This is a genomic window from Spirosoma flavus (assembly GCF_054778555.1).
Genome location: NZ_BAAGZL010000002.1, coordinates 790,865 through 807,767, shown reverse-complemented (window position 1 = coordinate 807,767; position 16,903 = coordinate 790,865). Strand labels below are relative to the sequence as shown.

Here is a 16,903-nt window from a genome sequence, read left to right as displayed (position 1 = left end):
ACGTATCGTCGGTCATTCAGAACGTAGTGATTTAACGGGATTCATCAAGGCGGCTTTAATGGCTTGAAAACTGACCGTTAGCAATGTAATTGTTAAGGCACCCATACTCGATGCCGCAAAAATCCACCACGGAACAGCCGTGTGATACGTGAATTTCTGCAACCATTCCTGAAGAACGTAGTACGCAACGGGGGTAGCAATAACGCAGGAAATAACCACCAGCACGACAAAATCCATGGATAACAAACTCCACAGATTGGCAACCGATGCGCCCAATACTTTCCGCACACCAATCTCTTTGGTACGTTGTTCGGCTATGAACGACGCTAAGCCAAACAGCCCCAGGCAGCTAATGAAAATGGCCAGGATAGCGAAGAAGCTCGCCAGTTTGCCGATACGCTCCTCGTTACCGAATTTTCGGGCAAATTCTTCATCAACGAACTTATAGTCAAAAGGTTGTGAAGGGTTAAATTTCTTGAAAACAGTTTCGATACGTTCTAAAGCATCGCCAGCGCTGGACTGGGGGTTAAGCTTTAAGATGACGTTCCCGCCGGGATAGGTTGCCAGATGAAAAATAGTAGGCTTCACCTGTTCGTAAGGCGAATTAATGACCAAATCCCTGACCACGCCAATCACCTTGAACGGCTGATTGAACCACTGGATGATTTCGCCTACCGGATTACGTAATCCCATGAATTTTACGGCGGCTTCGTTTAAAATAATCGCGCTTGAATCCGTCAGAAAATCTTTTGAAAAATCACGCCCATCTTTTAGTTTCCAGCCAATGGTTTTTCCATAGTCATACGAGGCATCAACGACGGGAAAATCAACCGACAGATTCGGGTCTTTATCTTTCCAGTCGAATGCGCTGCTGCTGTTCCACACTTCGGTGGGCGGAGTAGCGGCTTCAGCCATCGCCAAAACGGTTCCGGTTTGCAGTAACTCGCGTTTAACGGCATCAATGTGGTTGTGAATGTCGGCCGTAACCGTTGGTACAACAACAAGCCCGTTGCTATCATAGCCAATCGGTCGGTTTTGGGCAAACTGAATCTGCCGGAAGACAATAATTGTTCCGATTATTAAGGTGACCGAAACTGTAAACTGAATGACAACCAACGTTTTGCGGGGAATAGCAGCCCAGCGCCCCGCCTGAAAACGAACGCCTTTCAGAATTTTTACCGGCTGAAACGACGATAAATAAAATGCCGGATAACTTCCGGAAATCAAACCCGTCAACAAGCTGAATCCCAGGCAGGCTGACCAGAAGATTGGATTCGTCCAAAGAATACGAACGTCTTTATCGGCTACGTCATTGAAGGCCGGAAGCAGTAACTGAACCCAGAGTAAGCCGAGAACCAGCGAAAAAAATACCACCAGCAACGACTCGAAAAAGAACTGATAAATCAATTGCGCCCGCACCGAACCAACGGCCTTGCGAATGCCCACTTCCTTAGCGCGTTTTTCTGAACGGGCCGTACTCAGATTCATGAAGTTGATACACGCCAGCAGCAACACGAAACCGCCAATAATGCCGAACAACCAGACGTATTGAATTTTGCCACCTACGTTAACACCATTCTTGAACTCCGAATACAGGTGCCAACGGCTCATTGGGTGTAGAAAAATAGCGGGTTTTTTCTTAGCTAATTCTTTACTTACCCGATTGAGTTTAGCGTCTCTTATTTTAGTTGAAACTTTCTCAAAATCAGCTCGTTCGTTTAATTGCGCATAAGTGACAAATGCGTTCGGTCGCCAGGGGTCAGGCGAATTTTTCACCCATTCTGTGTTATTGTAATACAAATCCCACGGCGCCATGAACGTGATCTCATGGAACGTAGAATTGCGCGGAATATCTTCGTAAACGCCCGTTACTTTCACATCCAGTCGATTGTCGATCTTCATCAATTTATTGATTGGATCGGCATCACCGAAAAAGGCTTTTGCCACCGACTCAGACAATAGAATCGAGCCTGGCTCTTTCAGTCCGTTTCGGCTTCCTTTCACCATGTTCAGCGACAGCATGTCGGTTACCTGCGGCTCAAAATACATGCCCCGCTGGGTGAATTTTTCATCGCCAGCACTCAAAATATGGTCGCCCTCCTCACGCCCCAGTACCACGTATTTAAAATCACTTCCATAATGTTTTCGAAGTTCCTCGGCTAATGGGTAAGGCGTTGTGTTCCAGGTTTGTGTTTCGCCGTTGTTTACCATATTCTGTTTGACCTGCGCAATGCGATCGTAGTTCGTATGGTATTTGTTGAACGAAATTTCGTCCCATAACCAAAGCCCAATGAGTAGCGCCACCGCCATACCCACGGAAAGCCCAGCGATGTTGATAGCCGAATATCCCTTATGTTTAGCAAGGGTCCGGAGTGCAATTTTTAGATAGTTTCGTAGCATGGTTGTATTTGTTGGTTTGGGAAACTTTGAGGGTTTCCGCCTTAAAAATTCGGGTCTCACATAAGCCAGTACGTCCAGCCAATAGCGTTGCCGGGCTTTCGCTTCACCTGACTGTTTCACCCGCACTACGTAGCGTTCATGCAAATCGCCCAGCACCTCCTCCTGTAGGTGAGGAGCGCAGAACAGACGTAGCAGGTAATCAGCTAAACGGGGCGGAGGCATTGGTTTTGTGTTTTTTGTAGAGACAAGGCATGCCTTGTCCCCTGTGCGTCAGCCACAAACCATCCGGCTATGAAACAAGACATGTCTATACACTACGTAGCGGGTCGGTTATTCGGAACGTAGCGATTTTACCGGATTCACTAGAGCCGCTTTTATACTTCGGAAACTGACCGTCAGCAAAGCAATGGAAAGGGCCATCAAACCAGAAAGAGCGACCATCCACCATTCGACATCGATGCGATACGCGAAATCCTGCAACCATTTGTGCATGGCATACCAGGCAATTGGCGCGGCAATGACCACGGCAATAAATACCAGTCGCACAAAATCTTTGACCAGCAATTGCACAATGCCCGGCACCGAGGCACCCATTACCTTGCGGATGCCGATTTCTTTGGTACGTTGCTCAATTACGAAGGCTGAAAGTGCAAACAGACCGAGGCTGGCGATGATGATAGCAAGTATGGCAAACACCGAAAACAACTGCTGGGTACGTTGTTCACTGGCATAGAAACTTGCAAACTGATCGTCCAGAAAATGGAATTCCAGCGGGCCACCCGGATTGAAAGCCGCCCATTGCTGTTTTAGGTTATCCAGAAAATCCGTCACATCCGTGGTTTTGATTTTCAAAACGATACCACCTGCATTCCGGCCCATCATCAGCATGAGCGGGGCCACTTTCTGCTTGACCGATACGTAGTTGAAGTCCTTTACGACGCCAATCACTTTGAACTCATGGTTCCCCGAGCGAACGACAGATCGGCCAACCGGATTTACCCCTTTCCAGCCTAGTTCACGAACCGCCGATTCGTTGATGAGTACGCCGGAAATGGAATCGGTCGGGAAGTCTCTCGAGAAATTCCGGCCCTGCACAATCCTGATACCTAATGTGCGCAGGTAATCATAGTCAACGTGATAAATATTGGTGTGAATTTCAACGCCGTTCGATGTCTCGTTTTTTGGATAAATCTGCGTTCCATCCATCATAATTCCACCCGGTACAAACCTCGATAGACTCGCCGAAACAACATGCGGATTCTGCAAAAGTTGATCCTTGAAGGCAAGTTGTTTATCGCCTAGCAGACGTGTATCGGGCAGGGCTAACACCTGATCTTTTTCGTAGCCCAGTTTTTTATTTTGCATGAAGTCAAGCTGCTTATAGACAACGATTGTTGCAATCAGCAGAATCGTTGAAATTGAAAACTGGAACACAATTAACCCGTTATGCAATGGTCTTTTCTGCGAGCCTTTTCCGAAAAAAGAGCCTTTTAACGTTTTGATGATGCTGAATGATGACAGGAAAAAAGCAGGGTAAACGCCCGCGATTATCCCGGATAGCAAACTGATTAGAAATAGCCCAAGAATTGCCCGGTAGTCTAGAAAAAATGAGAGGTCGATGGACTTGTTGGCAATCTGGTTGAAGTAAGGTAATAGCAAGATTATCAGACCATAAGCGCATACCATTGCAAAAAAAGTCAGCAGTACGGATTCAGTCAGAAACTGGAAGATTAACTGGTTTTTGATTGATCCCATTACCTTCCGAATGCCCACTTCCCGAGAACGTTTTGCTGCCTGAGCCGTCGATAGATTGGTGAAGTTGATGCAGGCCAATAAAAGGATAAACAGTGCTAACGCAGAGAAAATATAGACGTATTGAATATCACTGTTTGGCTCCATTTCGTATTTGGTGTTCGAATACAAATGGATGTCGGTAAGCGGCTGCAATAAGAAGCGGAACGTCTCAATCGATTTCTGCGCTTCAGCCAGACTGACACCCATATCACGTTGTATTTCTGGAACTACGTATTTAGCTACAAGCTGCGGGAATTTGGCTTCCAGTTTTTTCGGGTCCGCTTTTTCGGCCAACTCCAGATAGGTAAAAAAGCCCAGGTTGCTCCAGGTTGGATTGGTAATATGCCGCGTCGATAAACTCATAAAGGCATCCGCATGAAAATGCGAATTGTCGGGTATCTTATCGATGAGCCCCGTTATAGTAAACGGTTCTCGTTGCGTACCTACCGCCAATGATTTGCCAATCGGATCTTCGTCGTCAAAGTATTTTGCGGCAAATTCTTTCGAAATAACAATACTATTGGGCGCTACTAAAGCGGTCGCGGCATTGCCCTTAATTAGCGGGATCGAAAACAATTGCAGGAAATTGGAATCGGCAAAGGCCAGGTGCGCTTCTTTAAATTGCTTTTCCCGGTATTGGATATAATCGATGGCAGGTCCCATCCGCGTCGACGCTTTTACTTCGGGGAAAGTTCGTTGAATGCCCTCGCCAACAGCCATGTCGACATTAGGGTAGATTTCTACGTTGCCGTTGCCGACAACCGAAAGTTGTACACGATAGAGATGGCTGGCTTTAGCTGGATATCTGTCATAACTTAATTCGTTGTACACAAATACGGCAATGAACATAAAACTGGTCAGGCCAATGGCCAACCCTAGCATGTTAATCGCAGTAAATGCTTTATTCAGCATTAAATTCCGCCAGGCGATTTTGAGATAATTACGTAGCATAGTTGTATTTGTTGGTTGCGGGTATTCCGATGGTTTTCGTCGAATAAACTCGGGTCTCATATAAGCCAGTACGTCCAGCCAATAGCGTCGTCGGGCTTTCGCTTTACCCGACCTCTCCGCCCGCATGACGTAACGTTCGTGCAAATCGCCCAGCACCTCCTCCTGTAGGTGAGGAGCGCAGAACAGACGTAGCAGGCGATCAGCGAGACGAGGTGGGGGCATTGGTTCTGTATTTTTTGTGTAGACAAGGCATGCCTTATCTACATGTTTTATTCACTACGTAGCGATTTCACCGGATTGATTAATGCCGCTTTGATACTTTGGAAACTGACCGTCAGCAACGTAATGAGCAAGGCACCCGCACCCGTACCTGCGAAAATCCACCAGGACAGATCGGTATGATACTGGTATTTCTGGAGCCAGTTGCCCAGGAAATAATAGGCGACCGGACATGCCAGACAAAATGCGACGACAACCAGTTTGACAAAATCTTTCGAGAGCAATCCCCACACGTTTAGTACCGATGCGCCGAGCACTTTGCGCACACCAATCTCTTTGGTACGTTGTTCGGCTACGTAGGAAGCCAATCCGAACAGACCCAGGCAACTGATAAAGATGGCCAGGATGGCGAAGAAGGACGCCAACGTACCGATACGTTCTTCGGTAGCGAATTTTTTAGCGTACTCCTGATCGGCGAATTTGTAATCGTAAATAGCCGTCGGAGCGTATTTTTTGAAAACGTTTCCAATTTTACTCACCGCTTCACTGGCACTTATGGCCGGATTAATGCGGATATTGATAAAATTGCTTGGGAAACGACTGATGTAGAACAGCGTCTGTTGGGCAGGTTCATAAGGCGAGTTCATCACCATATCCTTGATAACTCCCACAATGGTGTATCGCAAATCACCTTCGCGAATCACCTTGCCAACGGGATTTTTCAGCCCCATAAATTTTACAGCCGCTTCGTTTATGACCATTGCGGCTGAGTCGGTGCTGAATTTTTTCGAGAAATCACGCCCTTCCTTAAAATTCCAGCCGACCGTTTTTCCGAAATCATGGGTTACGCCGATGACGGCAAAATCGGGCTGTTGATTCGGGTCTTTGCCATCCCAGTCAAAACCGCCGTTATAGTTCCAGATTCCCGTTAACGGACTTTCCGATTCCGCGATTTCGGTAACCGCCCCCGCCTGGATTAACTCATTCCGAAAGGCATCAAAATGATTATGGATGTCGGGCGTAGTAGTTTGTATGTAAAGCAACCCACTCCTGTCATAACCAATTGGGCGATTTTTGGCGTGCTGAATTTGCTGGAACACAACAATGGTTCCGATAATGAGGGTAACAGAAACGCTGAACTGAGCCACAACCAGAACCTGCCGCGGCAGCGAAGCAAAACGCCCAACCCGAAAGATGCCCGGACTGGATGGTCCTTTCAATACTTTAACGGGCTGAAATCCCGACAAATACAGAGCAGGGTAGCTACCCGCAATCAAGCCTGTAAGTAGGGTAAAGCCGAGTCCTAATAGCCAGAAAATAGGCGTTGACCAAAGGATAGTCATCTGCTTGGCGGCTACCTGGTTGAAGAACGGTAAAATCAGTTCTACAAGCTGCAGAGCAAGCCCAAACGCGATGAAAACAATCAGTAAGGATTCGCTTAAAAACTGGCTAATTAACTGCGAACGTACCGAACCAATCGCTTTTCGAATGCCAACTTCTTTAGCCCGTTTCTCGCTACGTGCCGTGCTCAGATTCATGAAATTAATGCAGGCCAACAACAGGACAAATACGCCGATGATACCAAAAAGCCAGACGAACTGAATTTGACCACCAACGTTTACGCCGTTTTTAAACTCCGAATACAGATGCCAGTTACGCATCGGCTGGAGAAAAATCTCAGGCTTGAATTTGGCGAACCATTTATCGACATACGCCAGTTTTGCATCCTTAATTTTCGCCGAAACCTGATCCATATCGGCATTGTCGGCAAGCTGGACAAAAAGCTGGAACGAGTTATTATCCCACTTTTGCTGCGAATTTTTTACCCAGTCCCGAATAGCCACATTCACCTGCCAGGGAACCATGTACTCCAGATTACTGAACTGCGAATTGTAGGGTAAATTCTCATAAACTCCCGTTACTTTAACGGCAGTCTGGTTATCGATTTTAACGAGTTTACCCAACGGGTCGCTGCTCCCAAAAAGGGCGTCCGCTGCCGATTCCGAGAGCATAATCGAGTAAGTCTCCTGCAAACCCGCCCGTGTGCCTTTAACCATTTTCAGAGAAAATACATCGGGTGCCTGGGGTTCTATATAATTGCCACTTCGCCAGGATTTTTTATCGCCAAAAGAAAGAATGTGCCCTTCTGTCCAGGAGGATAATACCACATTCTTGAAATTACTGCCATACGTAGTGCGCAATACATTGGCTAGTGGTATTGGAACCGTGGGGGCGGTTGATACAGAGCCGTTTATGGTTTGATTCTGCATGACCTGCGCAATTCGGTCGTAATTCTTATGGTATTTATTGAACGATAATTCATCATAAATCCACAGACCGATCAGCATAGCCACCGCCATACCCACGGCCAGCCCGCCAATGTTGATGACCGAATACGATTTTTGCCGGATCAGGTTGCGAAGGGCGATTTTGAGATAATTACGTAGCATATCAGAACTTCTGGGGGTGGAGTAGTCAGTTGGTTTACGTTTCATCATCGACGGGCGCAGATACGTCAGTACATCGATCCAGTATTTTCGACGTGCTTTCGTCACGCCCAGTCGTTTAGCGCGTATAACGTAGCGTTCGTGCAAATCGCCCAGCACCTCCTCGTGCAGGTGAGGAGCAACAAACAGACGTAGCAGACGATCAGCGAAGCGGGGACGTAGCATAGGGCAGAGGAATAAAAGCAGCGGAAGATTGGTATAAGGCTAAGGGTTTCGGGCGGGGTCGTTGGTTTACCCGATGCTACACGCCCTCTGTCCCATGCTTATTAACTCCACTCCAGCCGGATATTGGGAATGATTCGATCCCAGAGCCGATTGCGAACAGCCCGCACATCGCTCAGGATACGACCGCCCAGGGCCGTCACCGTAAATAGTCGTTTTCGGCGACCACCCCGTTCAGCAGTGGCCTCGCCCAGATGTGATGTCAGGTACCCTTTCTGTTCTAGTCGTTGCAAAGCGGCATGAACAGCGCCCGTGCTGACCGAATTTCCCGTTTCTGCTTCAAGTTCTTCAGCAATGATTACTGAATAGGCACCCGGCGACAGCGCGGCAACCGCCAGCAGTACAACCTCTTCAAATTCTCCTAAATCGCTACGTCGCATGAACTAGAATTGGATTAGAAATAAGCCGACAACTTATATTATCTATTTCGGTATATCAAATGCCCGGCCAAACTAGAAAAGTGCCTTCCAGATTCAGGAATGGCCGTTTTTGCTCGAAGGTTAGTGATACGTAGTGTCCAGAAACGGACATTTTCTGTACGCAGATGGACAGACATAGTGAATTGAAATGAACCTTTGCGCGCTACGTTCCAGTACGCAATTCATTATCTTGGACAAAAGGATACAGCGGGCTAGGCAATTAGATTTATTGAGCAAATGAAGACAGCCCCATCCGTTCAGCAGACTGGGCATGCCTTGTCTGCTGAACGGATGGGGCTGTTGATGAGATGGTTTATCGACCCTCGTTTTAGGGACGACGCAAAGTCGACAAGGCATGCCTGGTCTCTACAGGGACCTAATTATTCGGAACGTAACGATTTGATCGGATTCATTAATGCCGCTTTAGTGGCCTGATATCCAACGGTCAGGAAGGCGATTCCGAACGTAGCGACGATGGCAATGATAAACACATCGGCGCCTATGCCGATCTGGAATTGAAAGTTTTTGAGCCAGGCGCTCATAACGTACCAGGCAACAGGAGCGGCCACGATAAAGGCAATCAGAATCAGGCGCGAAAACTCCTTAGCAAAAATCCAGATGATTTGTCCGGTGCTGCTACCCAGCACTTTACGAATACCGATTTCCTTCGTCTTTTGCGAAGCCATGAACGAAACCAGTCCGTAAAGACCAAGGCAGCCGATGAAAATTGCCATAGCCGCAAAGGCCTGAATAAGCTTCAGCATCAACGATTCGGTTTCGTAAAATTCGGCGATCTGATCATCCAGAAACTCATAACTGTAAACCTGGTCGGGGTGCATCTCGCTCCAGGTTTTATCAAGGGCCGCCAGAGTTTGCTGCGTATTGGCCAGGTCAATTTTTACGGCATAATAATCGTAATTATCCATGTCAGAGCCAATGCATACGGCATTGATCGCTTCGTGGAAGGAGAGGTCGTGGAAATCCTTGATAATGCCGACGATCTGTCCTTTCATTCTACCTCCGTTCAGACTCAGCATTTTACCAAGCGCTTCGTCGGAAGATTTAAGATTGAGCTTCTTCGCGAACATTTCGTTGACAAGAAATTCTTTGATCGAATCGGAAGGGAAAATGTTACGTCCGGCAACCAAATCCAGTTCGAATATCGGAACGTAGTGATCGTCGGCGGCTCGTACGTTGATATTGAAATTTTCCGGTTCGGCTCGATTGTCGTACGTAGGCGAGGTTGTCCAATTGCTGCTAGACGAAGGGGCTGCTCTGCATAGCGACACGTTTTTTACGCCCGAAACGTTGGATAGCCTATCGGTTAATGTATGCATTGTTTGCGGGTTGGAGCCCGTTGCGATCGGAAGCATCACTACGGCATCTTTATTAAAACCCAGATCGGATTGTTTGGCGTAACGCATTTGATTCGCAATGACAATCACCCCGATAATCAGCATTTGCGAAATGGCGAACTGCGTAACAATCAGTGACCGACGAATATTAAAACCGCCAATGTTCTGCTGCGAAAGCTTTCCTTTGAGCGCCATAACCGGCTGAAAACGAGCGATAATCAGGCCAGGGTAGGAGCCGGAAAAGAAAATCACGAACAACGTAGCAGCCAGGATAAATAGCGTTAATCGCCAGTCGGTGAGAAGATTAATATGTACCCGCGACTGAAACCAGTCATTCACATACGGAAGTGTCAACATCGAGAGAACGACCGCCAGCACGACCGCTGTAACCGTAATGAGGCCGGTTTCGGAAATGAACTGCCAGAACAGTTGCCCGCGAATACTGCCGAGAACCTTCCGAACGCCCACTTCCTTCGACCGATTCAGCGCTTGGGCCGTTGCCAGATTGACGAAGTTGACGCATGCTGTAATAATTAAAAACAAGCCGATCAGGCTCAATACCCACAGGTTTGTTTTGGTCATAGTACCACCGTAGCGGGCATCGAAATGCATGTCGGTGAGCGGCTGAAGCTTGTAAACGTGTACATTTTTGCTCTTCGCCCGGTACTTTTTGACGTAAGCCGGCAGCAAACTTTCTACCTGAGTTGGTGCTACGCCGGGCCGAAGTTTAACGTAGCATTGCATGGCACTCGTGATACCTCCCCAGGCGTCATCGCTGGCCATCCATTCATCAAATTGTTTGAGTGTATTGTAAGAAACATAGATTTCTGTTCGGCGATCGGTGTTGATTGGCAGGTCTCTCAAAATCCCTGTGATTCTGAAACTTACCTTGTTATCTACATGAAATGTTTTATTAATCGCATTGGCATCGCCAAAATATTTACGGGCCATGCGTTCAGTCATAATGGCTGTATTGGGTTGCGTCAAAACCGTCGCCTTGTCACCCTTCAGCAGGGGGTAGTTGAAGATGTCGAAGAAGTCCGTTTCGACAAACGCAACGCCATGCTCTTCTTGGTATTTTTGCCTGTCCTGCCCCGATTCAAGGGTAATCAATACGTCATCGAACGTAGCAACGCGGGCCACTTTTTCGCCGAAGGTGTAATCGTTCCGAAAAGCTTTCCCCAGCGGACTAGGTACGCTACGTGAATAGTGAACCGTTTCGCGGTGTTGTTCAGTTACGAGTCGATAAATCCGGTCTGCGTCTGCATGGAAATTGTCGAAGCTAAGATGGTAGCTGACCAGCGTGAAAATTAAAATAGCGCAGGTCATGCCCAGTGCAAGACCTAATACGTTAATCGTCGCATACGATTTGTTCCGTGATAAATTTCGGAAGGCGATTTTCAGATAATTACGTAACATAATTGGACTCAGAAAGAATGGTGTTGTGTACTGTTCTTTGTTTTTTCGCCGGGCTAGGGGACGTAGCAGTTTCAGTGCATTCAGCGCGTATCGCCAATTAGCACTACGTTGCCCCACTGTCTCTACCCAGTGCGTATATAATTCCAGCAAATCGCCCTGTACCTCTTCCGACGAATCAGGATGGCCGAAGGTTTTCAGCAGCCAGGTAGCAAAACGGGGCGGTGTCATAGGATTATTTTGTGTAGCGGCAAAGCAGGCCTTGTCTTTAGGTATTCGTATTTATTCCGAGCGTAGCGATTTCACGGGGTTCATCAACGCGGCTTTGGTGCTTTGGTAACTCACCGTGAGCATGGCGATGAGAGCCATAAGCAGGCCGGTTAAGGCAAATACCCACCAACTGATTTCGGTTTTGAACTCAAAATTTTGCAGCCACTGATTAATCGCGTACCAGGCAATGGGCGAGGCTATCAGCATGGCAATCAGCACCAGCTTCAGGAAATCCCTAGTCATGAGGGTAATGATGCTGGTCACCGATGCGCCCAGTACTTTCCGGACACCGATTTCCTTGGTACGTTGTTCGGCCATAAAAGCGGCCAGACCAAACAAGCCTAAACAAGCAATCAGAATGGCAATTAACGTAGAGGTTTCGATGAGCTGCGCCGTGCGGGTTTCATTTTTGTAAGCATCCGCCAGAGTTTTATCCAGAAAATCATACCCAAATAACTGGTTCGGGAACGTAGCTTTCCACGACTTTTCGATGGTGGCTAAAGCTGTTTGAATCGCCTGAACAGTTGGAGCCTCGCTCTGAAGTTTGATGCCAACCTGATAAAAATTGTTGGGCACGACCTGCATGATAGTCGGGTCGATTTTCTGGTGTAATGAATTTACGTGGAAGTTTTTAACGACGCCAACAATGGTAGCAAACTGATTCCCGTCGCCAAAATATACTTTCTGCCCAATGGCGGCCTGCGGCTGGTCAATGCCCATTCGATTCAGGAAAATCTCGTTGGCGAGAACCTTGAACGCGGCCGACGACGTATCAGTGTCTTTGAGCTTTTCGCCAGCCAATAGCTTAATTCCGTATGTATCCAGATAATGTGAGTCGCCCATTTTCATCTGGGTCTTAATTTCGATGGGGTTGGCCCCTTTTCGGTATTGAATGCCTTGCATCCAGTTGCTCTCAGCCGAAGCACTGTTGAACGAGAAACTGACATCTTTAATCTGGGGCGATTCCATCAACTGGGCACGTAGCGTTTGCAGTTTTTCTGGTTCATTACTGGGTAAGCCAACCGTAATGATGGCTGCTTTATTAAAGCCAAGATCGGCATTCTGGAAAAACGATAATTGTCGGTTGATTAGTAACGCGCTGCTAATCAAAATCATGGAGATAGTGAATTGCACAACGACTAGTCCTTGGCGTAAGGTAACGCTACGTTCATTGCTGGGTAACGTATTGTTTTTCAACGCCCAGATCGGCGGCATGCCAGAGAGACGGAAGGCGGGATACGTTCCGGCCAGCAGGCTGGTTATAGTGGCTAAACCAACCAAAAATGCGCCCACTTTCCAGGTAATCAGGTCGGTTGTTGTGAGCGGAAGTCCCATCATTGTGGCAATAGACGGCAGGGTTAGCCACGCCAGTATGACTGACAACAAGGCCGCCAGAAACGTAATAAGACCCGCTTCGGTCAGGAATTGGTAGATCAGCGATAAACGATTACTGCCCACTGCTTTCCGAACGCCAATTTCTTTCGCTCGTTTAAGCGCCTGCGCCGTCGTCAGGTTGATGAAATTGATACAGGCAATCAGTAGTACAAACGCACCAATTAAGGCTAGCATTCGGAGGAGCTTCGGATTCGCCTGTCGACCACTAAAATTGAACGAATAGTGAATGTCTGACAATGGATTCAGCGCAAAATGCTGATGCTCAATTGTCTTCGGGTCTTTCTGGTATTTGACCTGAATGGCGTGGAATCGTTTGGTCAATTGGTCGGGCGTAAAACCGGGCTTCAGCAGCGCGAAAATCTGAAAATTATCCCCAAAACCGTTCCAGCCGTGTGTGTCATAATCGGGGTTTACACGCTTGAGCGTAGGAAACGAAACCAGTACGTCGAACGGAAAATTCGTGGTTTGAGTGTGATCTTTTAGTACGCCTGATACCTGTAAATCCTGCTTGTTATCGTAGCGAATGGTTTTTCCGAGAACGTTCGTGGTACCAAAAAACTTGTTGGCGTACGACTCCGTAATCACAACCTGATTGGGTTGCGAAAGTGCGGTACGGGCATCACCGCTTAGCCATTTATAATCAAGCAAATGGGAAATACCCTGCCCGATGAAGACGACCTTCTCTTTAAAAATTTCGCCGGTGACTGGTATCGACAAGCCACGTTGCCATAGATTCATAATAGGCACTATGGTTTCAAATTCAGGCGCTTCGTTTGGTAATACAACACCCAGTTCGGTGTAGGTGCCGGGATGGGGATTCGGTTCACTCGAGTTGACGGTTTCAATCCGGTAGATTCGATCCCTTTTAGGTAGTTGTTGGTCGTAACTGGTTTCGTGCAGAATGACCATAAACACCAGCAAAGCGCAGGCGATTCCGAGTGCTAAGCCGAAGCCATTGATAAGCGCAAATGCTTTGGCGTGTCTGATATTTCGCCAGGCGATTTTTACATAGGAACGTAACATAGAAGGACTTAGTAAAAAAGGTGGAGGATATTCGATAGCTTTTTTCGATTTGGCCAGTGGCCGCAGCAATTTGAAGGCACTCAGACTATACCGCCAATTGGCGCTACGTTGCCCCACCGTTTGGATCCAGTATTGATACAATTCCAGCAAATCGCCCTGTACCTCTTCCGATGTATCAGGATGGCCGAAGGTTTTCAGCAGCCAGGTAGCAAAGCGGGGCGGTGTCATCAGATTATTTTGTGTAGCGACGAGGCATACCTCGTCGCTACGTATTGGTAATTATTCAGATCGTAAACTCTTCACCGGATTGACTAACGCGGCTTTTAGACTTTGGAAACTGACGGTGGCTAAGGCTATCAGGACAGCCAGGCCACCCGCTAGCACAAACATCCACCAGTCGAGGTTGATCTTGTAGGCGAAATCCTGCAACCAGCGATTCATTACGAACCAAGCAACCGGTGTTGTCAGGAGAATAGCAACCAGAACCGGTTTCAGAAAATCTCTGGCGAGTAGGGTCACGACGCTGCTGACGGATGCACCCAACACCTTACGGACACCAATTTCTTTGGTACGTTGCTCAGCCGTGAACGTAGCGAGTCCGAACAATCCCAAACACGAAATGAAAATGGCCAGAATCGCAAAGTAATTAGCCAACCGGCTGACCATCTGCTCACTTCGGTACAGTTTGGTAAATTCCAGGTCAGAAAACTGGTACGTGAAAGGGAAATTAGGATTGAGCTGCTGACTAATCTTTTCCAGACTGGCCAGCGCTTCCTGCGTTTTACCCGCTTCCGCGCGAACGATAATTGTTCCCCAGTTACGGGTTTCGTCCAGCCGAACGACCAATGGTTCGATGGTCTGATGCATCGAACTGAAATGGAAGTCTTTCAATACGCCGATGATCTTGCCCTGCCGTGAGCCCCAGGTCAATGGTTGATCGAGGCCGGTTTTATAGCCCATTTTGGCTAACGCGGTTTCGTTGACCAGAAAGCTTACTGAGTCGGTGCCAAACGCTTTGGAAAAATCGCGTCCTTCTTTCAGTTTCAGGCCCATAGTTTTTACGAAATCATAACCTACCGTCTCGTCCGCAAATCGGATAGACTGATTGGGATCTTTGCCTTTCCAGGTGAAATCGCCAGTATGGTGTTCAATGACAGTGGGTGTGCCCCGCATCCGGGATACCGTCAGAACGCCCGGCATCTGATTCGCTTCTTCCTTAAATAGCGTGTATTTTTTGACGAGTTCGCCTTCCAGCGGTATGTAAATGAGGTTCTCCCGATTGTAGCCGATATTCTTGGTCTGAATGTAATTCACTTGCCTATACATGACAATCATACCTACAGCCAGCAGAATAGAAAGCCCAAACTGGAACACCACTAACCCTTTTCGGAAAGCCGTTGTGGCCGGACTAAAGCGAAGACTACCTTTCAATACCCGAACCGGATTCAGCGCCGATAGAAAAAGTGCCGGATAACTGCCTGAGAGAAAGCCAGTCAGTACAAGTAAACTCAGGAGTGTAGCCCAGAAGATTGGTTGGTTGAACGGCAGAAGGATTTGTTTGCCAGTCAGATTGTTGAAGGCCGGCAGAATCAGTACAACCAGCGCCACCGCGAGCAGCATCGCAAAGAACGTAAGCAGAACGGCCTCTCCCACAAACTGACCGATTAGTGACGAACGGGCCGCACCAATAGCCTTACGAACGCCGACCTCTTTCGCTCGTCTGGCCGAACGAGCTGTAGCCAGGTTCATAAAATTAATGCAGGCAATGACCAGAATGAAAATGGCTACAAAGCTGAATAATCGGACGTATTCGATGCGCCCACCCTCCAGTTGCCCATTCTTAAACGTCGAATGGAGGTATTTTTCGGGATAGGGTTGTAGCGCCAGCTCTTCCTGAAAGGACTCACTTCTTGGCTTGTAGCGATACGTAAAATCCTTGATTTTGGCTTCTACCTTAGCTGGATCGGCATCTGGACGTAGCTGGATGTACGTAGTCGGGTTGTAATTTCCCCAATTGTTAACCCAGCCGTTGTCGCGAATATAGGCCTTCCAGGTACGCAGGAAATCAAATTGCTGCGACGAATTGGCGGGCATATTTTCAAAAACGGCCGTTATGGTCAGGTCTTCTTTATTTTCGTAGCGTATCGTTTTTCCAACGGCCTGCTCTGGGCTTCCAAAGAATTGATCGGCCATTTTCCGGGAAATTGCAATCGCGTTAGTGCCTTCTAGAGCAGTATTAGGATTGCCGTTCAGAAGTGGATAGCTGAACATTTTGAAAAAATCAGCTCCGGCGAATGTTCCCATCATTTTGGCTACTTCATTACCCGCCCGAAACGTAAATGGAAAGGCTTCTTCCAGACCACTGGTGAATTGCACTTCCGGAACAACACGCTTGAGTTCGTCGGCCAACAGCCCCTGCGTTGCATAGGAAGCCTCCGTTCTGCCATCAAACTGCTGCCGTTCGTAGACCTGATACAGGTATTTGCCGTTAGTGTGAAAACTGTCTTTACTACGTTCGTCCTGCACCCATAGTAGCACCAACAGACTGGTGGCCATGCCCAGCGCCAAACCCAGCAGGTTGATCGTTGAAAAGGCTTTGTTGCGAATCAGATTTCGAAAAGCAACGGTTACATAATTACGTATCATAGTGGGACTTAGAAAAAATGTTGTGTACTGTTCAGTCGACTTCCGTTTAGCCAGTGGCCGCAGTAATTTCAAGGCACTCAGACTATACCGCCAATCGGCGTTACGTTGCCCCACCGTTTGGATCCAGTATTGATACAATTCCAGCAAATCGCCCTGTACCTCTTCCGATGTATCAGGATGGCCGAAGGTTTTCAGCAGCCAGGTAGCAAAGCGGGGCGGTGAGTATTGCATAGGACATAGGAGTTTAAGCATAGGGTAGGGGCGTTGGGCAAAGAGTTTAGGGGTA

Annotated in this window: 7 protein-coding genes; all 7 read right to left on the bottom strand. The window is 47.8% G+C overall.

Translation table 11 applies throughout. The annotated features are described in order from the left end of the window. Positions 1–12: 12 nt before the first annotated feature. Positions 13–2,622 (bottom strand): ABC transporter permease, encoded by a 2,610-nt coding sequence (locus ACYVF1_RS12345; protein ID WP_461079077.1) that lies wholly within the window; start codon positions 2,620–2,622, stop codon positions 13–15. Positions 2,623–2,730: 108 nt separating this feature from the next. After that, complete coding sequence (locus tag ACYVF1_RS12340; protein WP_461079075.1) at positions 2,731–5,367, bottom strand: ABC transporter permease; 2,637 nt, start codon at positions 5,365–5,367, stop codon at positions 2,731–2,733. A 47-nt stretch (positions 5,368–5,414) separates the two neighbouring features. After that, a complete protein-coding gene (locus ACYVF1_RS12335) occupies positions 5,415–8,036 on the bottom strand; it encodes an ABC transporter permease (protein WP_461079073.1) in 2,622 nt (873 codons plus the stop codon). 101 nt (positions 8,037–8,137) lie between these two features. Next, positions 8,138–8,473 carry a PadR family transcriptional regulator gene (locus tag ACYVF1_RS12330; RefSeq protein ID WP_461079071.1) on the bottom strand — a complete coding sequence of 112 codons (336 nt, stop codon included), beginning with the start codon at positions 8,471–8,473 and terminating at the stop codon, positions 8,138–8,140. A 419-nt stretch (positions 8,474–8,892) separates the two neighbouring features. Beyond that, entirely contained in the window at positions 8,893–11,514 is a 2,622-nt protein-coding gene (locus ACYVF1_RS12325) for an ABC transporter permease (protein WP_461079069.1), read from the bottom strand. Between the two features lie 51 nt (positions 11,515–11,565). Continuing rightward, entirely contained in the window at positions 11,566–14,199 is a 2,634-nt protein-coding gene (locus ACYVF1_RS12320; protein ID WP_461079066.1) for an ABC transporter permease, read from the bottom strand. A 51-nt stretch (positions 14,200–14,250) separates the two neighbouring features. Then, positions 14,251–16,848 carry an ABC transporter permease gene (locus ACYVF1_RS12315; RefSeq protein ID WP_461079064.1) on the bottom strand — a complete coding sequence of 866 codons (2,598 nt, stop codon included), beginning with the start codon at positions 16,846–16,848 and terminating at the stop codon, positions 14,251–14,253. Positions 16,849–16,903 lie beyond the last annotated feature (55 nt).

Excerpts from the sequence above, each read along its gene's own strand:
- ACYVF1_RS12345 (WP_461079077.1), bottom strand. The coding sequence starts at position 2,622 with ATGCCTCCGCCCCGTTTAGCTGATTACCTGCTACGTCTGTTCTGCGCT.
- ACYVF1_RS12340 (WP_461079075.1), bottom strand. The coding sequence starts at position 5,367 with ATGCCCCCACCTCGTCTCGCTGATCGCCTGCTACGTCTGTTCTGCGCT.
- ACYVF1_RS12335 (WP_461079073.1), bottom strand. The coding sequence starts at position 8,036 with ATGCTACGTCCCCGCTTCGCTGATCGTCTGCTACGTCTGTTTGTTGCT.
- ACYVF1_RS12330 (WP_461079071.1), bottom strand. The coding sequence starts at position 8,473 with ATGCGACGTAGCGATTTAGGAGAATTTGAAGAGGTTGTACTGCTGGCG.
- ACYVF1_RS12325 (WP_461079069.1), bottom strand. The coding sequence starts at position 11,514 with ATGACACCGCCCCGTTTTGCTACCTGGCTGCTGAAAACCTTCGGCCAT.
- ACYVF1_RS12320 (WP_461079066.1), bottom strand. The coding sequence starts at position 14,199 with ATGACACCGCCCCGCTTTGCTACCTGGCTGCTGAAAACCTTCGGCCAT.
- ACYVF1_RS12315 (WP_461079064.1), bottom strand. The coding sequence starts at position 16,848 with ATGCAATACTCACCGCCCCGCTTTGCTACCTGGCTGCTGAAAACCTTC.